The 23,706-nt window shown below is 44.6% G+C and carries 21 protein-coding genes; 6 read left to right on the forward strand and 15 right to left on the reverse strand.

Features of this window, described 5'->3' with window-relative positions:
- Positions 1 to 59: 59 nt before the first annotated feature.
- Positions 60 to 1,034: an HTH-type transcriptional regulator CysB gene (gene cysB, locus ACED41_RS06175; protein WP_017060244.1), complete on the reverse strand. Its 975-nt coding sequence runs from the start codon at positions 1,032 to 1,034 to the stop codon at positions 60 to 62.
- Positions 1,035 to 1,356: 322 nt separating this feature from the next.
- On the opposite strand from cysB, the gene ACED41_RS06180 reads away from it, so the two are divergent.
- Together ACED41_RS06180 and ACED41_RS06185 are read left to right on the forward strand one after the other, a co-directional pair.
- Positions 1,357 to 2,121, forward strand: coding sequence for a DNA repair protein (locus tag ACED41_RS06180; RefSeq protein WP_102332954.1), 765 nt, complete (start codon positions 1,357 to 1,359; stop codon positions 2,119 to 2,121).
- Positions 2,122 to 2,264: 143 nt separating this feature from the next.
- A complete protein-coding gene (locus ACED41_RS06185; RefSeq protein WP_017060242.1) occupies positions 2,265 to 3,020 on the forward strand; it encodes a tRNA-(ms[2]io[6]A)-hydroxylase in 756 nt (251 codons plus the stop codon).
- 104 nt (positions 3,021 to 3,124) lie between these two features.
- Here ACED41_RS06185 and pyrF read toward each other — a convergent pair whose 3' ends face one another.
- From pyrF to ACED41_RS06240, 11 genes are all read right to left on the reverse strand, one after another.
- Positions 3,125 to 3,820, reverse strand: coding sequence for an orotidine-5'-phosphate decarboxylase (gene pyrF, locus ACED41_RS06190; protein ID WP_017060241.1), 696 nt, complete (start codon positions 3,818 to 3,820; stop codon positions 3,125 to 3,127).
- A gap of 124 nt (positions 3,821 to 3,944) precedes the next feature.
- Positions 3,945 to 5,120 carry a lipopolysaccharide assembly protein LapB gene (gene lapB, locus ACED41_RS06195; RefSeq protein WP_017060240.1) on the reverse strand — a complete coding sequence of 392 codons (1,176 nt, stop codon included), beginning with the start codon at positions 5,118 to 5,120 and terminating at the stop codon, positions 3,945 to 3,947.
- Between the two features lie 12 nt (positions 5,121 to 5,132).
- Positions 5,133 to 5,405 (reverse strand): LapA family protein, encoded by a 273-nt coding sequence (locus ACED41_RS06200; protein WP_017060239.1) that lies wholly within the window; start codon positions 5,403 to 5,405, stop codon positions 5,133 to 5,135.
- A gap of 129 nt (positions 5,406 to 5,534) precedes the next feature.
- Positions 5,535 to 5,819, reverse strand: coding sequence for an integration host factor subunit beta (gene ihfB, locus ACED41_RS06205; protein ID WP_017060238.1), 285 nt, complete (start codon positions 5,817 to 5,819; stop codon positions 5,535 to 5,537).
- 121 nt (positions 5,820 to 5,940) lie between these two features.
- Entirely contained in the window at positions 5,941 to 7,611 is a 1,671-nt protein-coding gene (gene rpsA / locus ACED41_RS06210; protein ID WP_010439921.1) for a 30S ribosomal protein S1, read from the reverse strand.
- A 106-nt stretch (positions 7,612 to 7,717) separates the two neighbouring features.
- Positions 7,718 to 8,398, reverse strand: a complete 681-nt coding sequence (gene cmk / locus ACED41_RS06215) for a (d)CMP kinase (RefSeq protein ID WP_371724657.1) — start codon at positions 8,396 to 8,398, stop codon at positions 7,718 to 7,720.
- 292 nt (positions 8,399 to 8,690) lie between these two features.
- A complete protein-coding gene (gene kdsB / locus ACED41_RS06220; protein ID WP_017060236.1) occupies positions 8,691 to 9,437 on the reverse strand; it encodes a 3-deoxy-manno-octulosonate cytidylyltransferase in 747 nt (248 codons plus the stop codon).
- Entirely contained in the window at positions 9,437 to 9,616 is a 180-nt protein-coding gene (locus ACED41_RS06225) for a Trm112 family protein (protein ID WP_004736429.1), read from the reverse strand. The genes kdsB and ACED41_RS06225 overlap by 1 nt, the downstream gene beginning before the upstream one ends.
- Complete coding sequence (gene lpxK / locus ACED41_RS06230) at positions 9,597 to 10,604, reverse strand: tetraacyldisaccharide 4'-kinase (protein ID WP_029235494.1); 1,008 nt, start codon at positions 10,602 to 10,604, stop codon at positions 9,597 to 9,599. The genes ACED41_RS06225 and lpxK overlap by 20 nt, the downstream gene beginning before the upstream one ends.
- A gap of 13 nt (positions 10,605 to 10,617) precedes the next feature.
- Positions 10,618 to 12,366: a lipid A ABC transporter ATP-binding protein/permease MsbA gene (msbA, locus tag ACED41_RS06235; RefSeq protein WP_017060234.1), complete on the reverse strand. Its 1,749-nt coding sequence runs from the start codon at positions 12,364 to 12,366 to the stop codon at positions 10,618 to 10,620.
- 31 nt (positions 12,367 to 12,397) lie between these two features.
- Positions 12,398 to 14,728 carry a DNA internalization-related competence protein ComEC/Rec2 gene (locus tag ACED41_RS06240; protein WP_102332956.1) on the reverse strand — a complete coding sequence of 777 codons (2,331 nt, stop codon included), beginning with the start codon at positions 14,726 to 14,728 and terminating at the stop codon, positions 12,398 to 12,400.
- A 17-nt stretch (positions 14,729 to 14,745) separates the two neighbouring features.
- On the opposite strand from ACED41_RS06240, the gene ACED41_RS06245 reads away from it, so the two are divergent.
- Complete coding sequence (locus ACED41_RS06245) at positions 14,746 to 15,258, forward strand: DUF2062 domain-containing protein (RefSeq protein ID WP_017060232.1); 513 nt, start codon at positions 14,746 to 14,748, stop codon at positions 15,256 to 15,258.
- Positions 15,259 to 15,463: 205 nt separating this feature from the next.
- Here ACED41_RS06245 and lolE read toward each other — a convergent pair whose 3' ends face one another.
- The 3 genes from lolE to lolC are packed head-to-tail and all read right to left on the reverse strand — an operon-like array spanning position 15,464 to position 18,602.
- On the reverse strand, positions 15,464 to 16,708 hold the full coding sequence (gene lolE / locus ACED41_RS06250) for a lipoprotein-releasing ABC transporter permease subunit LolE (protein ID WP_371724658.1): 1,245 nt from the start codon (positions 16,706 to 16,708) through the stop codon (positions 15,464 to 15,466).
- Positions 16,709 to 17,401 (reverse strand): lipoprotein-releasing ABC transporter ATP-binding protein LolD, encoded by a 693-nt coding sequence (gene lolD / locus ACED41_RS06255; protein ID WP_017060230.1) that lies wholly within the window; start codon positions 17,399 to 17,401, stop codon positions 16,709 to 16,711. It lies immediately after the preceding gene.
- Positions 17,394 to 18,602 (reverse strand): lipoprotein-releasing ABC transporter permease subunit LolC, encoded by a 1,209-nt coding sequence (gene lolC / locus ACED41_RS06260; RefSeq protein ID WP_102429154.1) that lies wholly within the window; start codon positions 18,600 to 18,602, stop codon positions 17,394 to 17,396. Before lolC ends, lolD begins: the two co-directional genes overlap by 8 nt.
- 227 nt (positions 18,603 to 18,829) lie before the next feature.
- Between lolC and ACED41_RS06265 the strand changes: the two genes are divergently transcribed.
- The 3 genes from ACED41_RS06265 to ACED41_RS06275 all read left to right on the forward strand — a co-directional run bounded on the left by ACED41_RS06265 (position 18,830) and on the right by ACED41_RS06275 (position 23,698).
- A complete protein-coding gene (locus ACED41_RS06265) occupies positions 18,830 to 19,399 on the forward strand; it encodes a hypothetical protein (RefSeq protein ID WP_017065300.1) in 570 nt (189 codons plus the stop codon).
- Between the two features lie 6 nt (positions 19,400 to 19,405).
- Positions 19,406 to 22,867, forward strand: a complete 3,462-nt coding sequence (gene mfd, locus ACED41_RS06270) for a transcription-repair coupling factor (RefSeq protein ID WP_017066779.1) — start codon at positions 19,406 to 19,408, stop codon at positions 22,865 to 22,867.
- Between the two features lie 63 nt (positions 22,868 to 22,930).
- Positions 22,931 to 23,698, forward strand: coding sequence for a peptidoglycan binding protein CsiV (locus ACED41_RS06275; protein ID WP_017065298.1), 768 nt, complete (start codon positions 22,931 to 22,933; stop codon positions 23,696 to 23,698).
- Positions 23,699 to 23,706 lie beyond the last annotated feature (8 nt).

Consider the following 23,706-nt stretch of genomic DNA (forward strand, 5'->3'; position numbering starts at 1 on the left):
CAAAAGAAAAACGGCCTGCAAATACAGGCCGAATAAGAATCAAAATTTACACGATGAGATTAACGAACTGGCAGTTCGATATCTTTAAACATCTCTTCGATCTCTTCGTTCGATTTCAAAGAAATAGCTTGCTCAACCACAGGGCGAGTTAAGTGCGGTGCAAAACGCTCCATGAAATCAAACATGTAAGAACGCAAGAAGGTGCCTTTTCTAAAACCAATGCTGGTTGTGCTCGCACCAAATAGATGGCTCGCATCAATCGCAACCAAATCAGTATCTTGCTCGTGGTCAATAGCCATACTTGCAATTACACCAACACCAATGCCCATACGAACGTAGGTTTTGATTACGTCTGCATCGGTCGCAGTAAACACAACACGCGGTGTTAAACCTACTTTGTTAAACGCGGTATCAAGCTCAGAACGGCCAGTGAAACCAAATACATAAGTCACGAGAGAGTAAGCCGCAAGATCTTCGATCGTGATATTACGCTTCTGTGCCAGGGGATGATCTTTGGTCACGACGATCGAACGGTTCCAGTGGTAACAAGGCAGCATAATCGCATCTTGGTAAAGGTGTAGCGCTTCCGTTGCAATCGCAAAATTCGCTGTACCTTTAGCGACGGCTTCTGACATTTGGCTTGGCGTACCTTGGTGCATGTGAAGCGATACTTTTGGATAGCGCGCCGTGAAACCTTTAATCACATCAGGCAGTGCATAACGAGCTTGAGTATGAGTCGTTGAAATATTCAATGTACCCATCTCTGGATGTGTGTGTTCACCCGCTACCGCTTTAATGCTTTCAACGCGCGCCAAAATCTCTTGAGAGATACGAATGATATCCTCACCCGCTTGGGTAACCTGCGTTAGATGCTTGCCGCTACGCTCAAAAATCTGAATGCCTAGTTCGTCTTCAAGTAATCTAACTTGCTTACTAATGCCAGGCTGAGATGTGTACAAACTCTCTGCTGTAGCTGAAACATTTAGGTTATGGTTTACAACCTCAACAATGTACTTCAGTTGCTGTAACTTCATATCTAACCTCGTAATCCTTTACTCATTTCTGTGCTAACTTATTTGCAAAGAGAGCGTTATAGTCGCGTGTAATATAATTAATAGTTATAACGCTTCGAACACAAAAATGACAGGAAAATTGAGTTTTTCTAGCTTAACAAACGAAAACATCACTAACGCTTTGCAACCCAACCCTCATTCTCATACATTAGTTGGTAAGTTTTGATTGCCGATTTCGCTCAACAAGAGATAATCAGAAATTGCAATTTACGAGTGCCGATACACAATGGAATCGTGTATCCTCTCCAGTTAGCTATAGAAAATAATAAGCAGACTCAAATATATGAATATTGGTTTAATAATCGTCTTAGTAGCCGTTCTTTTGGTGTTAGTTTTAGGCTACAACATCATGCTTCAATATAAAGTTAAGGTAGAAACAGCGAAGAAACAGGAAGCTTCTCGTTATCTAACCATTATTGACGGTACAGAAGAACTGATTGGCAACGCTCATCACATGCCGTTTAGCCAAGATCTTCTTGTATGCTTAAACAATCGAATTCTTGATGCATTAGAAAACATGTATCAACTCGATCCAAAAAATAAGCAGCTTGACCAACGCATTGAAAGCGTAAAACAACAAATCACTCAGCTAAAAGAGAACTACAAAGGTGGCGAGAGTACCGCTTTCCGCGTACCAAGTAGTGACAAGCAAGCGATCATGATGCTTAAGTTAGTTAAACGCCTGCGTGATACGGTGCGCAACGAGCACAATAAAGGCCGTTTCGAGACTCAAGCTTATGTGGTTGAAAATGCTCGCCTAGAAACAATTCAAATCCGTATTAACATTGAAAATGTTATCAAACGTGCAAACGATTCGATTTCTCGCGGACAACCGGGAACAGCGATTCAGCTATTACGCAAAGGTATTGATGCTTTGGCGACTAAGAACGACTCGTACTCTAATCAAGCCAAAGAAAAGCTTCAACAGATGCTTAACGAGCTTGACCAGAAACGCCAAGACAAAAACGCTCAAGATTTGCAGCAGATGGAATCTAAAGAACGAGAAGACGATATGGATGCCCTCTTCGGTCAGAAGAAGAAATGGTAACAGTCTAACTCAACACTTAAAGGCCGCCTTATTTACATTAAATAGGCGGCCTTTTTTGTAGCTGTTGAATTTCCTTTCTCTGTATAGGGAGATCTCTTGAGCTGTGATAAAATCCCCGCATTATCAACAAACTTTCCCTGACCATGTATCAAGAATTACTCGCTCCAATCCACTCTTTTCTTAAAGCCGAAACGCCAGATTCATGGATAGATGAAGCCAAAAAGCCAGAAAATCTTCACATCATTCTACGCGATCACATGCTGTGTGAACTTAAGGCGGCACAGAGTGCTTTATTCCTTATTCGCAAGTACGCCGTCGATAAAGAAAGCGCGAAGCAACTGAATGAATGGATTTTGCCATACGAGCAATTTGCTTACCGTCGTATCGGAGACTTAGAGTCTCTGCGTGGTAAAAGCAACGTATCCAAGCAAATAACAGCGAAAGAAGGCTGTAATTACGGTGCTGACCTAATCGATAAGATGGTTTTACTGATCAAAGAAGAGCTGCATCACTTCTACCAAGTCATGGAGTTGATGGAGAAGAAAGGCGTGACTTACCAGCCAATCGAGGCGGGTCGTTACGCTAAGGGCTTGATCAAACAAGTTAAGACTTACGAGCCTGATGCTCTGGTTGATAAGCTTATCATCGGTGCGTTTATTGAAGCTCGCTCTTGTGAGCGCTTCGCTAAATTGGCTCCTTTCTTGGAAGAAGACATGGAGAAGTTTTACGTGTCTCTACTTCGTTCAGAAGCTCGCCACTACCAAGATTACCTTGAGCTAGCAGAACAGATCGCAGGGAAAGATATTTCAGAGCGTATTTCGCATTTTGCTCAAGTAGAAGCTGATCTTATCACTTCAGAAGACAGCGACTTCAAATTCCATAGTGGTGCTCCGGTTTAGGCTCCACACAGAACATTCAGTCCAGTTTAGACTAATCCAGACTAAAAAATTAAGGCCAGCAATTTGCTGGCCTTCTTTATTTATATCTCAATCCAAATATAGACTTAAGCAAGCGTACCGTTGATCTCTGCAAGTACAGCAGCAGGGTCTATCGCTTGCGTAATCGGACGACCAATAACAAGGTAGTCTGAACCTGATTCAATCGCTTTAGAAGGCGTCATGATGCGCTTCTGGTCACCAACATCTGCGCCGACAGGACGAATACCTGGAGTAACTAGCTTGAACTCTTGACCAAGTGCACCTTTAAGCAAAGAAGCCTCTTGTGCAGAACATACAACACCGTCTAAGCCAGAGTTTTTCGTTAGAGAAGCCAAGCGCATCACGTGTTGTTGTGGTTCAAGATCCAGACCGATACCCGCTAAGTCAGATTGCTCCATACTGGTGAGTACCGTTACACCGATTAACAGTGGACGATCTTTGCCATAAGGTTCTAAGATTTCGCGAGAAGCCGTCATCATACGCTCACCGCCACTTGCGTGTACGTTCACCATCCAAACACCCAGTTCAGCGGCAGCACGGACTGCTTTTGAACATGTGTTCGGGATGTCGTGGAATTTAAGGTCTAAAAATACTGAGAAACCACGCTTATGTAATTCACGAACAAATTCAGGGCCAAACAGGGTAAACATCTCTTTGCCCACTTTTAGGCGGCAAGATGCTGGGTCAATTCGATCGACAAAGGCTAACGCATCCGCTTGATTATCATAATCCAAGGCTACAATGATTTTTTGGTCGTTCATTTCATCTCCTAACGCAGTTAACTTTCTAAAAATTTCTAATCACCTAAGCAGGTGATAAATAACAGTCATAAAAATGCAGCCCGAAAGCTGCAATTAATAATTTGGTCTTAAAGTGACCACAAATCTATTCACCATCAAGCCCACGAATAGGCTTGATCGTCCCCCACCCTTTACATGAAGGGCAGTGCCAATACAAAGAGTGTGTCGAGAAACCACACTGACGACAACGGTAATGAGGCTTAACCTTAAGCTGTTCACCAACCATAGATTGAAGTGTGGTTAAGCTGTCTTTTGCTCGGCCTTCTTCTGCTTCCGCTAGGTGGTAATCGATTAATCGATAAAAACCTTTCATGGTTGGATTTTTAACAAGCTGCTTTGTCAGTAACTCTTGAGCAGAGCCTACATCTTCATGGTGAGCAACCAATTGCGCCAGCATCAGTTCGGCAGATACACCGGCTTTCTTCTGAATACACGCTTTGAGGAACTCGACCAATTGAGCTTCTTGTCCAAGCTTGTGGTAACACTCAGCAAGGGTTGGCAACACCTCACTGATAAAATCGATATCTTGTTCAAGTACCGATTCAAGGCAATCAATTGTCTTTTGGTAATCTTCGTTCGCTAAGTGGAACTTCCCTAGTGCGATACTTGCGCGAACACATTTAGGGTCTTCAGAAAGCGCCTTCTTAAAATGCTGAAGCGCTTTAGAACGATTACCATCGGCTTGTTCTTGCATTGCAAGCTCACACCAGAAATGCGCGACTGTGGCACGCATCTTCATTTTTTTCTTGCCGAGCTTAACTAAGATATTTCCGTAATGGATAGCCTTGTTCCACTCACGGGTCTGCTGATAAATAGCCACCAACTGCTGTAAAGCGCCCTCTTTATGGTCAGGTTCTTCTACAAGTTGTTCAAAGATTTTTTCAGCGCGATCAAGGAAGCCAGAGACCATGTAGTCTTTAGCTAATTGTTGCAGTGCGAGATTTTTCTGATCGAGGGTAAGCCCCGAACGAGAGATGAGATTTTGGTGAATACGAATAGCGCGGTCGACTTCGCCTCTTGAGCGGAACAAGTTGCCCAAAGCCAAGTGAGTATCGATGGTTTCATTGTCTACTTGAAGCAGTTCAATAAAGTGATCAACCGCTTTGTCAGATTGATCTGACAGTAATAGGTTCAAACCCGTCACGTATTGACGGGAGATCTGGTGTGATTGCTTTTGTTTTTCTTGCTGAGCGTTACGATTACCCATATACCAGCCATAAGCGGCTGCGATGGGCAAAAGTAAGAACAGTAACTCTAACATCAAATATAGCCTTTAAGCTTTAGTATCAGCAGGGACCTGCTTTGATTGCTTATTGAGTTGCTTCTTCAAGCGATGAATTTTTAGCTGAGACCGCATGTGCATATTACCAAAGACTAACCAAGCAAGGGCGAAGCCTGAAACGAATACAACACCTAATAAACTTGATAGGTGGAAGTCACCTTGCGCTAGCAGATAGTTGAAATTCACAGTTGTTTGGTTTTGAGAGCCTAAAGCCAGTGCAATTAGGAAAAGTGCGATAACGGCGACTATTTTTATAATTTTCATAGTTCATCACTCATTGGTTGGTTAGCTGTACGATTATGCAGGAAAATTACTAATCAGACCACCATATTATGGTCATAAAAAAGCGGCATACATTATAGTATGCCGCTTTTCTTAATTCCGATAAGTAGGCTACATTCCTGAGTTTACTCGTTCACGCAACTCTTTACCTGGTTTGAAGTGAGGAACGTATTTACCTTCTAACTCAACCTTGTCACCAGTCTTTGGGTTACGTCCAACACGAGGCTCACGATAATGCAGAGAAAAGCTGCCAAAACCGCGAATTTCGATTCGATCACCACTTTCTAGTGTTGAAGCCATATGCTCTAAAATGTCTTTTACAGCGTCTTCAATTTCTTTTGCAGAAAGATGCGTTTGCTCAGCGCACAGTCTCTCAATCAATTCAGACTTAGTCATAGTTACCCTCGTTGGTTTTCTTTTTAGAAATTATAGACCTATCGGAAAAATAAGCAAAAAAAAAGGAGCCTTACGGCTCCTTTCTTGGCTAGATAGCTATAATTCTCTTAATGAGAAGCTATTATTCGCCTTTAGCAGCTTTGAATGCGTCTGCCATTGCGTTACCGAACGCGCCTTCTTCAGACTTGTTCAGTGAAGCCATTGCTTCTTGCTCATCAGCTTCATCTTTAGCTTTGATAGATAGGTTGATTACGCGGTTCTTACGGTCTACACCAGTGAACTTCGCTTCAACGCTGTCGCCAACGCTTAGGATTAGAGATGCATCTTCGATACGGTCGCGAGAAACTTCAGAAGCGCGGATGTAACCTTCAACGCCTTCGATTAGCTCGATAGTAGCGCCTTTCGCGTCAACTGCAGTAACAGTACCGTTTACAAGAACACCTTTCTTGTTGTCAGCAACGTATGCGTTGAACGGGTCGTTTTCCATTTGCTTAACGCCAAGAGAAATACGCTCACGCTCTGCATCTACTGCTAGAACAACAGCAGAGATTTCGTCGCCTTTCTTGTATTCACGTACAGCTTCTTCGCCGGCAGCGTTCCAAGAAATGTCAGATAGGTGTACAAGACCGTCGATACCGCCTTCTAGACCGATGAAGATACCAAAGTCAGTGATAGACTTGATCTTACCAGTAACTTTGTCGCCCTTAGCTTGCATTTCTGCAAATGACTGCCATGGGTTAGCTTTACACTGTTTCAGACCTAGAGAGATACGACGACGTTCTTCGTCGATATCAAGAACCATAACCTCAACTTCGTCGCCAACATTAACAACTTTAGAAGGGTGGATGTTCTTGTTAGTCCAATCCATTTCAGAAACGTGTACTAGACCTTCAACGCCTTCTTCGATTTCAACGAAGCAGCCGTAGTCAGTTAGGTTTGTAACACGACCAGAAAGCTTGTGACCTTCTGGGTAACGCTTAGCGATTGCTACCCATGGATCTTCGCCTAGTTGCTTAAGACCTAGTGAAACACGAGTGCGCTCACGATCGAACTTAAGAACTTTAACTAGGATTTCGTCACCAACGTTAACGATCTCTGATGGGTGCTTAACGCGCTTCCAAGCCATATCTGTGATATGTAGAAGACCGTCAACACCGCCAAGGTCAACGAATGCACCGTAGTCAGTAAGGTTCTTAACGATACCTTTAACTTCAGTACCTTCTTGTAGAGTTTCAAGAAGTTCGTCACGCTCAACACTGTTTTCAGATTCGATAACAGCACGACGAGAAACAACAACGTTGTTACGCTTCTGGTCTAGCTTGATTACTTTGAACTCTAGCTCTTTGTTTTCTAGGTGAGCAGTGTCACGGATAGGACGTACGTCTACTAGAGAACCAGGAAGGAAAGCACGGATACCGTTAAGTTCAACAGTGAAACCGCCTTTAACTTTACCGTTGATGATACCAACAACAGTTTCAGCTTCTTCGCAAGCTTTCTCAAGTACGATCCAAGCTTCGTGACGCTTAGCTTTCTCACGAGAAAGTTGAGTTTCACCGAAACCATCTTCAACAGCGTCTAGAGCTACGTCTACTTCAGCACCAACTTCAACTTCAAGTTCGCCAGCAGCGTTCTTGAATTGTTCAGCAGGGATAGCAGATTCAGACTTAAGACCAGCGTCTACAAGAACGAAACCGTTCTCGATAGCTACTACAGTACCTTTAACGATGCTGCCTTGTTGGAATTCAGTTTCAGATAGAAACTCTTCAAAGAGTTGAGCAAAAGATTCAGTCATTATTTAATCTTCAATAATTAAACGTCCATGGGTATCCTACCGCATGGGGTTGATAAATTCGCCGGTCATCATCCTTGCGACCAACGTTCGTACTAGCTCGGCGAAATTACCCAGCCAGTTTCGATTCAATATAGTGTAGTGCTTTTTCTACTACCTGCTCAATATTCATTGAGGTGGAATCAAGCACTAGAGCATCCTCTGCAGGGCGAAGTGGCGCCACTGGGCGATTACGATCTCGGTCGTCTCGCTCTTGGATCTCGCTCAAAAGGTCGTCAAATTTAACATCTAACCCCTTCTGTTGCAACTGTTTAAGGCGGCGACTCGCACGCTCTTCAGCACTTGCATCTAAAAATATTTTCGCTTCAGCTTCAGGAAACACAACCGTTCCCATGTCACGACCATCTGCAACCAAACCAGGCGCAGCGCTGAATGCACGTTGACGACGAAGCAGTGCTTCGCGAACGCGAGGTAAAGCAGCAACTTTTGAAGCCGCCATGCCTGTCTCTTCTTTACGAAGTTCACTAGACACATCTTCACCTTCTAGGATAACCTTAACTAAGTCGCCTTCAGCAATAAACTGCACGTCTAAGTGTGTAGCAAGCGGTACTAAAGCATCCTCTGATTCAGTATCCACACCATGGTGAATTGCCGCTAAAGCCAATACGCGATAGATCGCGCCTGAGTCTAGAAGATGAAAGCCTAGCTTATCTGCTAGCAACATACACAGGGTACCTTTACCTGCACCACTTGGTCCATCAACCGTAATCACTGGGCTTTGAGAAGGCATCTTTTACTCCACGTTTTGTCGTAAGTTTTATTCTGTACTAGCGATTCGCCACTACTTTATAGGCGGCATATTATAGAGAAAAATTGGAACTCGAGCGAGGTAAATCTCAGATAATTCCGTGTTGATGATGCATAAACCAATGCAACTATCCCAATATCCGTTTGCTTAGGTCAATAAGACACACACGCGCTTTTCGATAGCGCACTTTTCGGTAGATAGAAAAAAGCCTCGCAATAGGCAAGGCTCATGATTTTTCATTTTGTAGAGCAAACAAGAATTCGCTCAAAGAAGCTTAACCAATAATAGCTCGAACCGCTTCTAGGTCTTCAGGCGTATCAACACCAGCCGCAGGTGCTTCCGCCGCAACGTCTACGTGGATTTTTTCACCGTACCAAAGTACTCGTAATTGCTCTAGGCACTCAATACGTTCAAGAGTGCTTGGTTCCCAGTTAATGTAGGTATTGATAAAACCCGCTCGGTAAGCATAGATACCAATATGACGAAGCAAAGGAGATTCCGCTGCAGTACCGTTGTTCGCGTAAGCATCGCGATCCCAAGGGATGGTTGCTCGGCTAAAATACAAGGCATAACCGTCTTTATCGGTTACAACTTTAACGGCATTAGGGTTAAACACTTCATCAGCATGAGTGATTTCCACACCTAACGTTGCCATCGGAGCTGTACTGTTAGCAAGATTGTTGGCAACCTGATTAATGATCGAAGGTGGGATAAGTGGCTCATCACCTTGAACATTCACGATAATATGATCATCAGGAATATTCATAACTTCAATCACCTCAGCTAGGCGTTCAGTGCCCGATTCGTGATTCGGTGATGTCATACAAACGGTCGCGCCAAATGCTTTAGCCGCTTTTTCAACTCGAGCGTCGTCGGTAGCGATAATAACGTTATCGGCACCCGCTTTCATTGACTGTTCGTATACCCATTGAATCATCGGCTTTCCACCAATGTCAGCAAGTGGCTTCCCTGGTAAACGGCTCGATTGGTATCTTGCAGGTATAACAACCGTATAAGACATTACTTACCCTCATCCATAGAAACGGTGCGAGCTTCAGGTTCTAAAAGAACAGGAATACCCTCTTTAATTGGGTAAGCAAGGCGATCAATTTTACAAACAAGCTCTTGCTTATCCTTGTCAAAAGTTAGTTTACCTTTACATACAGGGCAAGCAACGATCTCAAGTAGACGGTGATCCATAGTATTCCATAACCTCTTTTATTCTTTTTAAAATTTGCTGTTGCGAATCTTCATCGAACTGCGCAGAAACTGGAAGATACCACCAGTTATCTTGAGCATATTCTTCGCATTTTACAGCGTCTTTTTCTGTCATAATCAGATTCATACCTTTCTTAGCTAAGGCATGAAGTTCATCTTTATCAAAATCTTGATGATCGGCGAAACCCTGTGTGAATACCACATCACCATCAAGATCTTCCAATGTTTTAAAAAAGCGCGGTGGGTGGCCAATACCGGCAAAAGCAACCAGCTTCTGTAATTCAGCCACAGACCTTTTCTGACCAGTCTTTAGGTTAACCGCTTGGCTTGGAAGCAAAGACATCGAGAACTCTCGCCCATGCGCTTTACCGCCATTGTTAACCAAAAAGTCGACTTCATCTAAACGAGATACAGGCTCTCTTAACGGGCCTAAAGGAATTAGGCATTCGCTACCAAAGCGTCTTGCGCCGTCGATAACTGCAAATTCAATGTCGCGTTCAAGCGCGTAATGCTGAAGGCCATCGTCAGTGATAATCACATCAACACCTTTGCTCAGCAATGCTTTCACTGCGTTAGCTCGCACAGGGTCGACTGCGACTGGCGCACCAGTTCGCTTACGAATCAAGCGAGGTTCATCACCCGAATGCTCAGCTGGCGTATTTTCATTCAACACTAACGGATAGCTTGGTGCTTTTGCACCGTAACCACGAGACACAACTCCAGGTTTAAAGCCGTGAGCCTGAAGCATTTCTACTAACCAAATCACAACCGGGGTTTTACCATTTCCACCAGCGGTAATATTGCCCACAACAATAACAGGTAAAGGCGGGCGGTAGGTCTCTTTCTTCCCAGAGAGGTAAGCATCACGACGTTGACCACTAATCAATTTGAACAGCAGACTCAGTGGCCACAATAGCGGCCAGAGAAGATATTTCAACGGGTGATTGTTAAACCAAATCTTTTCGATCACAACAAAACCTAATTTATCCGCTGAACTGAATTCGGTGTAATTGTGCATAAGCACCATCATGCGCGATTAGCTCAGCATGTGCGCCCCTTTCTACAATATGACCATCATCAACCACTAGAATCTCATCAGCTTGCTCGATGGTAGAGAGTCTGTGTGCGATAACTAATACTGTTTTGTCTTTCTGCAGTTCTTCTAGTGCAGATTGAATCGCTCTCTCTGACTCAGTATCCAGTGCAGACGTCGCCTCATCAAGAATCAGCACAGGCGCATCTCTTAATAAAGCACGTGCAATCGCAATACGTTGTCTTTGACCACCAGAAAGGCTTGCGCCATTTTCACCAACAACGGTATCGATGCCATTTTCCATGCCTTCGATAAACTCACTTGCATGAGCAAGCTTAGCCGCGTATTCGATCTGTTCACGTGAATACTGTTCTTCTGCTGCGTAAGCGATGTTGTTAGCCACCGTATCGTTAAACAGATGTACATTTTGAGAAACGAGCGCAAAGTGCTCACGCAGATTTCTCAATTCGTAATCACGAATGTCGTGGCCATCAAGCTCAATTGAACCAGAGTCTACGTCATAAAAACGAGTGAATAGGTTAGCAATGGTACTCTTACCCGAGCCAGATCGCCCAACAAGCGCAACCGTTTTACCTTTCGGTATATTGAAGCTGATCTTATCAAGTGCTGGTTTCTCTGCACCGTCATAAGTAAACGTGACATCTTTAACAGCCACTTCACCCATTACAGTTTCAGGTTTCAACGTCCCTTTGTTTTGCTCGGTATCTAGATCCATCAAGCCAAATAGAGTCGTACTCGCAGCCATACCACGTTGGAATTCAGACGTTACGTTAGTTAACGCCTTTAGCGGACGTAATAGACCAAACATTGCAGAGAACACAACGGTAAACGTACCAGCAGTAAGCTCGGCTTTAATAGAATCGACACTAGCAAGGAATAGAACAACAACAATCGCAACTGATGCGATCATTTGAATAATCGGGTTAGCGGCCGCTTGAGCAGTGATTAACTTCATACTTTGTTGGCGCATTTGGTTACTAACTTTATCAAAGCGGTGTTTTTCTAGATCTTGACCACCGTAAGTTAGAACCACTTTATGCCCTTTCAGCATTTGTTCAGCTGAAGAAGCAACGTGACCCATGCTAGTTTGCATGTTCTTAGAGATCTTTCTGAATCGCTTCGATACGATACTGATCGCCCACGCAACCAAAGGCGCTACAGCAAATAACACCAAAGATAACTGCCAACTATTCCAGAACATCAGCGTCAACAAGCCTATAATACTTGCACCTTCACGGACAATACTGACTAACGCTTTACTGGTTGCTGCAGACACTTGCTCTGAATCGTAAGTAATTCGAGATAGCAATGCGCCTGTCTGTTCTTTATCGAAGAAAGAAACAGGCATGTGCATGAAATGGCTGAAAATCTTACGACGAATTTCCATCACCACATTGCCAGAGACCCAACTCAAGCAATAGGTTGAAACAAAGCCACTGACGCCACGAACGAACATCATGGCAAAGATAATAAGTGGAAGTGTACGTAAAAAGTCAGATTCAGCATTACCAAAGCCTTCATCAAGTAACGGCTTTAGTAAGGAAATCATATAGGTATCAGAAACGGCATTTATAATAAGCGCAATTACCGCAACACCTAGGCCGGCCTTATATAATCGAATATAAGTCCAAAGTCTTTTAAATGTGACCCAGGTAGTTTCATCTGTTTGTGTTGACATAGAATCGCTTAATTTTCTCACAATAATCTATCTATTCTACTCCCTTACGAAGCATCTGCCTATACCACTGCCTGCCTTGTTGTTCTCTAATCGCATGATATTGCCAACCTTCTTTGCTAAGAGTGATGGTTATTTGTCCGCTTTCTCCAGTATCTAGCCAAGTACTCCCCGCTTCCTGATAACGTTCAATAACAAACTCACTCGGTATTCCCCACTGGTTGCCTTTGGCAAGAGAAGCTATCGCCAGCTGAGGAGACACCGCCTCAATAAACGACTTAATCGATGACGAATCGCTGCCATGATGCGGAACCAACATAACATCACTCCTTAGCTGTTCTCCTTCACGAGCAAGTAACCACTCACTTACCAGTTCAATATCACCAGTGAGCAACATTGAGAAATCAGCACTATGATCTGAGATCTTGACCACACACGAATGTGGGTTATACGCCCTCTTTACTTGCTTAGGCGGCCACAACACCTCAAAAACAACATCTTGCCAGTTCCAAACCTCTCCAATAGTACATGTTTGAATATTAGACGGGGCTTGAGTGATAGATTGGCGTTCTTGAATAATGTTCTGACTGGTTCTTATCCACTTTGGCGTATAGTTCTCAAGTAATGCCGGATAACCACCAGCATGGTCAGAATCGAAATGACTCACAATCACGCCTTCTAATTCATAAATCCCCCGCTGATTCAAAGTAGGAATCAACAAAGACTCAACAACCGAGCCTCCTGGCCACGCATTGCCAAGATCATAAACAACAATCTGATTGTTCTTTTCCAAGACCAAAGACAACCCATGCCCAACATCCAAGATATCAATAGTTAGTTTGTCTTGCTGGGGTTTGCTGAACTCCCACCACAGCACAAACACTGCAGTTACCAATATCGATAATGTTCGCTTGAAATACCGACTAACAAAGCTCAAAAACAAGATAAGGAATACTGATAATGCAATCGTCTGATTATCGACTTGGATCCAAAATCGCTCAGAGAAAGGAAGACTAAATACGAGAGGCTCAAGCGATAAGTCGACTAACTTCCACAGCTGACTGACCAAATCATTGTCTAGCGCTGTTATACCAACCACGCCAGACACTGACTCCGATATTAAGCTTAGAAACATTGCCAGAAACAACAGCGGGATCGTCACCATCGATACCCAAGGCAAAAGGAACAAGTTGTAGAAAACAGAGACTAAACTGACTCCTTTGAAAAACAACATCGAGGAAGGCGCGATAAGGAATGTCAGCATCAGTTGAAGCTTAATAAGTTGGAGTGCGTGGTCGATAAATGTAAAGCTTGAAGCTGAGCGCTGAGTATTACAGGCGATATAGAAAACAGCGCCCAATGCACCAAAGGACAACCAAAAACTGCTCGACAAAGCTGAAAACGGCCAAATCAGCAGAACCACGCACACACTTAAAGTAACATACCGAAGCAAACTGATATTTTGCCCACGCCACAAGAAATAACTCGCGATAACGCACATCACCAAAGCTCTCAAAGTTGGCAGCGTGAATCCAGCAAACCAACTATAGAAATACGCCAAGCCGAGCCCGAATATTGTAGGTAACCAAAGAAATGAAGGGGAAAGTAACCTTAATATCTTGCCAATCTGATAGCCGATACCAAAGGCAATCCCAATATGCAGCCCCGAAATAGCCATCAAGTGAATCAGGCCACTGCTTTTAAGCATATCCCACCGCTGAGGCGGAATAAGGTCTCGATATCCAAAACTCAAAGCGATAATGAGATCTTGATTTGCCAGCAGACTTAACCTTTCAAGGCTGGCTTCAAACCATTGGGCGCGTAAGTTGGTGCTAGAATGAATTCGGTACTTGGTATCTGCTCTGTAAGTTGCATTGGCAACCACGCCAGCACTAAACAAGTACTTTTCTCGGTCAAAGCCGGCTTCGTTGAGTTTGCCCCATATCGGCTTTATTGAGGCCGATAAATAGACATCATCTCCAAGCGTTAGCTTGAAAGGAGTAAACAAACGCAATTTTATCAATTGAGGAAAGATTAATTTTTCGCCGCCAATTGATCTGACTACTATTACGCTTTCAAAACCGTGGCTATTTTCACTAAAAAGGCTAACAACCGACGCATTTATGGTAGTATTCTGCCCTGATTGGAATAAGCGACTCGTTTGTATTTCAATCGCATTCCCTAGGCAGATAACTAGTATCAATGCTGTTACTGGACCTCTTGCACTCCGGAAAACGCTATACTTTGTTGATGCTAGCAGTAACAACAGCATCAATGGTGCCCAAACCCAATGTGGCATCACAGGCCAGAAGCTGGCAGACACAACTGTCGCAGCAAATGAAATCAAGAACCAAGTGTTAAACAAGAGAGTAGCTTCCTCCTATGCCAAGAAAGTTTATCAAACGATTTATGCCTGACCATGATCTAATCAAGCGTCAGAAAGCATTGAAAGTTTTTGGCAATGTTTTGTACAACCCCAACTTATGGTGCCTTAATCGTCGCTCTGCGGCTGGCGCGTTTGCTGTTGGGTTATTCATGGCGTTTGTCCCTCTACCAAGTCAAATGATTATGTCTGCAGGCCTTGCTGTCGCATGTGGCGTTAACCTGCCTTTAGCTGTCGCACTTGTTTGGATCAGTAACCCGGTTACCATGCCTGTTCTCTTCTACTTTGCTTATAAAGTCGGGGCGTTTGTTATGCATGTGCCACCGCAAGCCTTCCATTTCGAATTGTCTTGGGACTTCATCTTGGCGCAAATGAGCACTATAGGGCCTCCGTTCTTATTGGGTTGTCTGATTTGTGGCGTGGTTTCAGCAATGATTGGCTACTTTGGTATTCGCGGTTTATGGCGCTACTCAGTAGTAAGAAGTTGGAAGAAGCGACAAGCAAGGCACTGAACGCCATTTCTTGTTATTCAATCTAACCTTGTATGCGCTTCACTTAAAACGTACACAAGTTAAAATCGGATGAGCGACTTACCTCTGCAAGATTGGCATGTAACGAAAGTCGTAAAGAACACGAATTGAATTCAATAAAAAAGGATCCCACTGGGATCCTTTTTTGTATCGACTGAAAACTGACGGCCTGTTATTTAGGCGAATGCTATTTAGAACTCAGCACTGAGGCTGGATTCAACTTCGCCGCGCGTGATGCTGGGTACCATGTCGCCAGTAAACTCAGCACAATCGCAGTGCCGGAAACCACAACAACATCCGTCATATCAAGTTGTGATGGCAAGAAGTCGACAAAATAGATATCACCGGACAAGAACTGGTGATCGACCAACTTTTCAAGTCCTTTGATTAGTGTCGTGAGATTAAGAGCGACTAGCACACCTATTGCACTGCCCACTAAACTGCCTAACACGCCTGAGAATACGCCCTGCCAAACAAAGATGCGCTTCACAAGGCCGTCTGATGCACCCATGGTTCTTAAAATCGCGATCTCTGATGCTCTGTCTTTTACTGCCATCATTAGCGTCGAGACAATATTGAAACAAGCCACACCAATAACCAGTACCATCACCAGATACATGATGGTACGAACGAGTTGGATATCTCGATACAAGAAACCAAACTTCTGCTGCCAGCTTCGTAGATACACATACACATCAAGCTGATTGCCCACTTCACGCACAATAGAGTTCGCGTTCAGCACATCGGTCACTGTTAAAGAGACTCCAGTTACCGCCTCACCTAAGTTGGCGTAGACCTGAGCATCACCAATCGGAATCAGAGCCAAGCTGTGGTCAATCTGGCCATTAAGCGTCAGCAAGCCAACAACTTTCACTCGAACACGCTTTGGCGCCTGAACCTTCACAGAACCGTTTACCGCTGGAATCATCAAAGTCAGATAATCACCGACTTTCGCACCCAGCACATTCGCTACACCAGAACCTAAGATGATTTGTTGTTGCCCTGCTTTAAACTCACTCCAAGCTTGCTTATCGATAAAACTCGACAGGCTCGATACTTGTTGCTCAAGTTGTGGGTCAACGCCGCGAACTTCAATTGCTTTGAGTTCTTTGCCCTTTTCAGCAAGCGCTGTAATTTTTACATAAGGCGCAGCAGCAACGACTTTATCGTGCTTAACCGACTCCTCAATCACGTGCTCCCAACGAGTCACAGGCTCATTCACGCCTTCAAATTCACCATGAGGAATGACAGAAAGTACTCGTGATTGAAGCTCTCGCTCAAAGCCATTCATCGCAGATAAGCCGATAATGATCACCGCGACACCAACCGCAATACCAATGGTCGAAGACAATGAGATGAACGACACCATCTTGTCTCGTTGTTTCGCACGGCTAAATCGGCCGCCTATCAATAGAGATAAAGAGGAAAACACTTAGCTCTCCTCTTTTTCTACGTTGACCAGTAAACCATCTTGCATGTGAAGTTGGCGATCCATCTTACCGGCAAGTTCACCATCGTGAGTCACGACCAAAAAGGCAGTATCGTATTCACGGTTCAGTTCACGCATTAAGTCGTAAATAGACAGTGCGGTGTTATGGTCAAGGTTACCGGTTGGTTCATCCGCCAACACTAGCGCAGGCTTATTCACCAATGCACGAGCAATCGCCACACGTTGCCTCTCGCCACCAGAAAGCTCTGAAGGTCGGTGGTCCACGCGGTGACTCAACCCAACTTTGTCCAACAAACGTTGTGCTTCTTGCTTTGCTTTAGCGGGCTTTTCGCCGCCAATCAATAACGGCATCGCCACGTTTTCTAAAGCTGAAAAGTCAGATAGAAGATGATGGAACTGATACACAAAGCCAAGATGCTGGTTGCGAAGCTTCGCCTGCTTATTCGAACTCAAAGATGCTAAATCTTGACCAAGAAAACTCACACTGCCCGCAGAAGCATCGTCTAATGCGCCTAAGATATGCAGTAAGGTACTTTTGCCCGAGCCAGAGGTACCGATGATTGCTACTAGCTCACCCTTTTCGATGTCAAAGCTGACTCCCTTGAGCACCTCAGTATCTAACGAGCCTTCACGGTACGTTTTACGGATATCATTACATTGAAGAAAATTACTCATAACGAAGGGCCTCAGCAGGTTTCACAGACGATGCACGATAAGAAGGGAATACAGTGGCAATCAGGCTAAGTGCAATAGCCAGAACCACAACAACAGCGATTTGAATTGGGTTAATCAAAATTGGTAACTGACCACCAAACGAGAATAGAGCAACACCCATCGCCTCTAAAATAGTATTAAGGTTCATCGCTAGAGCAACGCCTAACACACCACCAGAGAGCGCACCAATCACGCCACTACTTGCGCCTTGAACCATGAAGATCCCCATGACTTGACCATCAGTCATGCCTTGGGTCTTAAGAATCGCGACTTCAGACTGCTTCTCCATCACCACCATGATAAGTGCTGAGATAATATTGAAAGCAGCAACACCGATGATAAGCCCAAGCATTAAACCCATCATGTTTTTTTCCATACGAACGGCTTGGAATAGCTCACCTCGTTGGTCTCGCCAGTCGCTCCACAACCAACCTTCCGGTAATGGCTGAGTTGATAACTCTGCGACTTCAAACGGGTCTTCAAAAAATAGTCGCCAACCTGAAATAGTGTCTGATTTATAACGCATCAAACGCCCAGCGTCTTGGATGTCTGTCACCATCAGTTGAGCGTCGATATCAGAACCTGTATTGAAAATACCGGCAACGGTGAAATTTCGTTGGCTTGGAATACGACCTAATGGGGTGTATTGGCTAGCGCTGGTCACCATCAAGCGAACTTTGTCACCCATAGATACCTTCAAATTTCTCGCCAAAGTATGACCGAGGAACAACTGATATTGACCCGCTTTAAGTGAAGACAATCTGCCCGCAATCAAGTGGTTCTGAAGAGGGTCATCTGAATTGGGTTCAATGCCAATTAACAAACCCGCAGATAATTGAGCCGGACTCTGAATCACTGCCTCACTGCGGACAATCGGTTCAACGTGACCATTAAGCGAGATTTGCTCTGCAAAATTAGGCGCTTGGGCAGAAAGAGAGGTAGTGCCACCTTGCTCATAAACCACCGCTTGAGGAAGAACACCAAGAATTCGGTCTTTTAACTGCGCTTCGAATCCATTCATTACCGATAAAACAGTAACCAAAGACAGCACACCAATGGTGATACCTGCCGTCGACATATAAGAAACAAAACGGCTAAAGCGATCACCTGAACGGCCTTTCAAATAGCGTAGGCCAACAAACAACGAAATAGGATGAAACATACTTTGAACCATCTAAAGGGGATGCGGGTTAATGTAACGGGTATTGCTGTTACTGTGTAGGGGTTAATTGAAAATATAGAGTGAATTAACTCAATTAGTTAGGCTTGAAAAACAGAACCTTGTCAAATTGCCAAATTTCAAACAACTATTTGAGACTTTCAATTAACTGACCTTGATTACTGCGGCCACATAGCGATAATCAATAGATCACTTCAAGGAACTAACGCATGACAGAACAAGAGTTTTTCACCGTTCACCATAGCCTTACCGCTAATATTGAACCAATGGACAGCGGCTTCACTTTACCTTCTCAAATTCAATTCGAATCTGAGATCCCAGCACCATTTGTGGTGGCAAGTGAATTTAGCCAATTGGATCTGTTAGCTGACAGCGCTCGAGCGGAACTGAAAAACAGCGACTTGAAGAATGTCACCAGTTTATTGGATGCACAAAACTCAAAATTAAACCTCTTGTTGAGCTTTATGTTATCGCAGCAAGATGATGAGAAATTTCGCACTCACACCTATTCATTTGGTGCGAGTCAGTTTTCCTGCTTTTCAAAAGCAGACATCGAACCGGGTCGCTTAGTAAAAGCCAAACTTTTTCTAGAGCACCCAGCTGCAGCCATTTATTGCTACGCAGAAGTATTTGCTAGCGAGGCGAAAGACTCAGGTTTCGAAATCAAATTTAAATACGCTCATCTTCGCGATACCGACCAAGACCTGCTAATTAAAGCGGCACTTTATCAACAACAGAAACTCTTGCGTCAACGCTCTCTAGACCGAGATAACAAGTAAATTAACATGACCAAAAAATCCATATTTACACTACCTAAACTTAAAGGTGCCGGTGACAAAAAGCACATCGGTAACCTAGTCGGTTCGTCTCTCGCTCTTGCCATTGCCAAACTCGCAGAGCAACACAACAGCCATACCGTCTTGGCTGTACCCGACCCACAAGTGGCGCTTAAGCTTCAATCTGAAATTGAACAGTTTACGGCACATGAAGTCGCATTATTCCCTGACTGGGAAACGCTGCCATACGATAGCTTCTCGCCGCACCAAGAGATCATCTCAGATCGTATCGCACGCCTTTACGCACTGCCAACACTAAAAGATGGCATCACGATCGTTCCGATCAGCACGTTATTGCAACGCCAGTCACCGCGAGACTTTTTGCTACAACACACGTTAATGGTGAAAACGGGCGATCTCTACTCGCTTGAGAAACTGCGCCTACAGCTTGAAAAGTCAGGCTATCGCTACGTTGATCAAGTGTTTGGCCCAGGTGAATACGCAAGTCGTGGTTCGATTCTCGACCTGTTCCCGATGGGCAGCAAAGACCCGTATCGTATCGATTTCTTCGATGATGAGATCGATACCATTCGTACCTTCGATCCTGAAAACCAACGTTCTATTGAAGACATCTCTGAGATCCGCCTGCTGCCTGCTCACGAATTCCCAACCTCGGAAACGGCAATTGAAGATTTCCGTATTCGTTGGCGCCAACAGTTTGATGCCCGCCGCGAACCAGAATCGGTTTATATGCAGGTATCTAAAGGCACATGGCCTGCTGGTATTGAGTATTGGCAACCACTGTTCTTCGATCACACAGAAACCTTGTTTGATTACGTTGCCGATGAAGCGCAACTGCTGATTCTAGGTGATGTCGAGACTGCAGTAGACTCATTCCTAACGGACGTTGCTCATCGATACGAACAGCGCGGTGTTGACCCATTACGGCCACTTCTCACGCCTGAACAACTGTGGCTGAAGAAAGACGAGCTGTTCGCACACTTCAAACAGAAGCCACAAGTCAATCTGAGCTTAGATTCAATTGAAGAGAAAGCTGGACGTACCAACCTTCCGGTTGTGTCTCTTCCTGATCTCAGTGTTCAGCATCAAAATAAAGAACCTTTAGCTAACCTAAGAAAGTTCACAGAAGCCTTCGACGGCAAAGTAGTATTTTCGGTTGAATCAGAAGGTCGTCGTGAAGCGCTGAGTGAACTGCTTCGTGGTATTAAAGTACGACCAAGCGAAGTTGAAAACCTCGATGCCTCAATTAAAGGCAAAGACAAGTTCAGCCTCATCCTTGGCTCTGCTGAACACGGTTTTATCCATGAAGAGCAAAACATCGCCCTTATCTGTGAAAGCGACCTGTTGGGTGATCGCGTTGTTCAGCGCCGTAAGAAAGACAAGAAAAGCGTTAACAGCGACACTGTAATTCGTCACTTAGCCGAACTTAAACCGGGTCAACCTGTTGTTCATATTGACCACGGTATTGGTCGTTACATCGGCCTGCAAACACTTGAAGCGGGTGGTATGAAAACAGAATACGTAACGCTTGAGTATCAAAATGATGCCAAGCTCTACGTACCTGTTGCTTCTCTGAACTTAATCGGGCGCTACTCTGGCGGCGCTGAAGATTCTGCACCACTGCATAAACTCGGTGGCGAAGCATGGCAGAAAGCTCGTAAGCGCGCCGCAGAGAAAGTCCGTGACGTTGCAGCCGAACTGCTTGATGTTTACGCTAAACGTGAACTAAAACCTGGCTACAAGTTTGTACTCGACCGTGGCCAATACGCGACCTTCAAGTCTGGCTTCCCGTTTGAAGAAACGGATGACCAAGCAATGGCCATCAATGCTGTTATGTCGGATATGTGCCAAGCCAAAGCCATGGACCGTTTAGTGTGTGGTGATGTTGGTTTTGGTAAAACAGAAGTCGCAATGCGCGCAGCATTCGTTTGTACCGACAACAGTAAACAAGTAGCCGTGTTAGTTCCAACCACCCTACTTGCTCAGCAACACTTTGAAAACTTCCGAGACCGTTTCGCCAACTTGCCGATTCGTGTTGAGGTTCTATCCCGATTCAAATCAGCTAAAGAGCAAAAACTAATCATGCAAGATGTCGCCGACGGTAAAGTGGATATCCTAGTCGGGACTCACAAGCTGCTTTCGAGTGATATTAAGTTTAAAGACCTTGGCTTGCTGGTTGTCGATGAAGAACACCGATTTGGTGTGCGTCAGAAAGAGAAAGTGAAAGCGATGCGTGCGGATGTCGATATTCTAACGCTTACTGCGACACCGATCCCGCGAACGCTGAACATGGCAATGAGTGGCATGCGTGACCTTTCGATCATCGCTACACCACCCGCACGACGCTTGGCAATTAAAACCTTCGTTCGCGAGAGTGATGATGCCATCGTCAGAGAAGCGGTGCTGCGTGAAATCATGCGTGGTGGCCAGGTTTACTTCCTACACAACCAAGTCGACACGATTGAGAAAACAGCAGAGTCATTGCAAAAGCTGATTCCAGAGGCGCGCGTGACTGTAGCTCATGGCCAGATGCGAGAGCGCGAACTGGAACGCATCATGAATGACTTCTACCACCAGCGCTTCAACTTACTGGTGTGTACAACCATCATTGAAACCGGTATCGACGTACCAACGGCAAATACCATCTTGATGGACAGAGCCGATAACCTTGGTTTAGCACAGCTGCACCAATTACGTGGTCGTGTAGGTCGTTCGCACCACCAAGCTTATGCTTACTTGTTAACGCCACACCCTAAAGCAATGACCAAAGATGCGATCAAGCGATTGGATGCGATAGCTTCGCTCGAAGACTTGGGCGCAGGCTTTACCCTAGCAACTCACGATTTAGAGATTCGTGGTGCGGGTGAGCTGTTGGGTGATGAACAGAGTGGTCAAATCCAGTCGGTTGGTTTCACCTTGTACATGGAGATGCTTGAACAAGCGGTTGAAGCGTTGAAAGAAGGTCGAGAGCCTTCGCTTGATGATCTATTGCGTGAACAAACTGAAATTGAGATGCGTCTGCCTGCACTATTGCCAGACGACTATATTCCAGACATCAACACGCGTTTATCAACATACAAACGTATTGCGAGTGTGAGTGACACCGACGAATTGGCAGAGTTGAAAGTCGAGCTGATTGATCGCTTCGGCCTTCTGCCTGATGCAACCAAGAACTTGTTATCAGTTTCTGAGCTAAAATTAGCCGCAGCGTCTATCAAAGCGAAGAAAATTGAAGCCCACGATAAGGGTGGATTCTTAGAATTCTACCCGGATGCTGACATAAACCCGACCTACCTTGTTAAACTGTTGCAATCTCAACCGCAAAAGTTTTCAATGGAAGGACCAACAAAGTTCAAGTTTACGATACCATTGGTCGACAGACGGAAGCGAATTCAATTTGTTAGTGATTTATTGGGCGAATTCAGACAAAACTTGCTGCCTTCAGCATAAGACCCAATCCACTTGCACATATAAATTATCCAGCCGGTAGTTCGGCTGGAAGACGGAGTAAAAATGAAAAGACTGATCCCACTGCTACTATTGTTCGTCTCACTGCCAAGTTTGGCGCAGAGACAATTTGATATAGAAGTGATCATTTTTAAGCGCGCTGTTGATGCAGAGAAGGTGAACGAATCTTGGCCAAATACACAGCCTAAGATTTCACTTGAACGCGTTGGTTCATTTCAAGATACCCAATACCGAGCAAAGAAAGGCGTTCAAATGCTACCTTACTCGGAATACAAGTTAACGCCTCAGAAAGACAAGCTACGTAAACACGCTGGCTTTGAAGTTCTGATGCATACCGCTTGGCGTCAAGGCGACCAAGGTAAGAGCTCGGCACCTGTTTTCCATATTCAAGCAGGTAAAGATTTCTCTAAACAGTTTAATGCTGATGGCTCTGAAAAAGGCGCAATCACTGCAGGCAGCGCTGATGGGTTCCAAGAAGAGACCATTGATAAGCCACTCTACGAATTAGACGGCAAGCTGCAAATCTACGTTCAGCACTACCTATACGCTGAAACGACATTAGATTTAAAAGCGCCAAGCGTTCGTGAAGTGACTCTACAAGAGCAACAAATTGAGCTAGATTCACCAGTAAGTGGCGCAGAAAGCAACGTCCAGGTAGGCAATCTAACTGAAATTTCTCCGACGGTTGAAGTCCAAGAGTTCCTTAAGAGCTACCGCATGGACCAAAAACGTCGTATGCGCAGTACAGAAACTCATTACCTTGACCACCCACTTCTTGGAATGGTGATTCAAGTTAGACGTGTAGCGCAGTAAATTACTTG

This window comes from Vibrio sp. 1F255 (assembly GCF_041439145.1).
GTDB lineage: Bacteria > Pseudomonadota > Gammaproteobacteria > Enterobacterales > Vibrionaceae > Vibrio > Vibrio crassostreae_C.

Coding starts and splice junctions, on each gene's coding strand:
- pyrF (WP_017060241.1), bottom strand. CDS start 3,820: ATGAACGACCAAAAAATCATTGTAGCCTTGGATTATGATAATCAAGCG.
- cysB (WP_017060244.1), bottom strand. CDS start 1,034: ATGAAGTTACAGCAACTGAAGTACATTGTTGAGGTTGTAAACCATAAC.
- ACED41_RS06185 (WP_017060242.1), top strand. CDS start 2,265: ATGTATCAAGAATTACTCGCTCCAATCCACTCTTTTCTTAAAGCCGAA.
- lapB (WP_017060240.1), bottom strand. CDS start 5,120: ATGTTAGAGTTACTGTTCTTACTTTTGCCCATCGCAGCCGCTTATGGC.
- ACED41_RS06245 (WP_017060232.1), top strand. CDS start 14,746: ATGCCAAGAAAGTTTATCAAACGATTTATGCCTGACCATGATCTAATC.
- kdsB (WP_017060236.1), bottom strand. CDS start 9,437: ATGTCTTATACGGTTGTTATACCTGCAAGATACCAATCGAGCCGTTTA.
- ACED41_RS06275 (WP_017065298.1), top strand. CDS start 22,931: ATGAAAAGACTGATCCCACTGCTACTATTGTTCGTCTCACTGCCAAGT.
- mfd (WP_017066779.1), top strand. CDS start 19,406: ATGACCAAAAAATCCATATTTACACTACCTAAACTTAAAGGTGCCGGT.
- cmk (WP_371724657.1), bottom strand. CDS start 8,398: ATGCCTTCTCAAAGCCCAGTGATTACGGTTGATGGACCAAGTGGTGCA.
- lolC (WP_102429154.1), bottom strand. CDS start 18,602: ATGTTTCATCCTATTTCGTTGTTTGTTGGCCTACGCTATTTGAAAGGC.
- ACED41_RS06180 (WP_102332954.1), top strand. CDS start 1,357: ATGAATATTGGTTTAATAATCGTCTTAGTAGCCGTTCTTTTGGTGTTA.
- msbA (WP_017060234.1), bottom strand. CDS start 12,366: ATGTCAACACAAACAGATGAAACTACCTGGGTCACATTTAAAAGACTT.
- rpsA (WP_010439921.1), bottom strand. CDS start 7,611: ATGACTGAATCTTTTGCTCAACTCTTTGAAGAGTTTCTATCTGAAACT.
- lolD (WP_017060230.1), bottom strand. CDS start 17,401: ATGAGTAATTTTCTTCAATGTAATGATATCCGTAAAACGTACCGTGAA.
- ACED41_RS06225 (WP_004736429.1), bottom strand. CDS start 9,616: ATGGATCACCGTCTACTTGAGATCGTTGCTTGCCCTGTATGTAAAGGT.
- ACED41_RS06265 (WP_017065300.1), top strand. CDS start 18,830: ATGACAGAACAAGAGTTTTTCACCGTTCACCATAGCCTTACCGCTAAT.
- ihfB (WP_017060238.1), bottom strand. CDS start 5,819: ATGACTAAGTCTGAATTGATTGAGAGACTGTGCGCTGAGCAAACGCAT.
- ACED41_RS06200 (WP_017060239.1), bottom strand. CDS start 5,405: ATGAAAATTATAAAAATAGTCGCCGTTATCGCACTTTTCCTAATTGCA.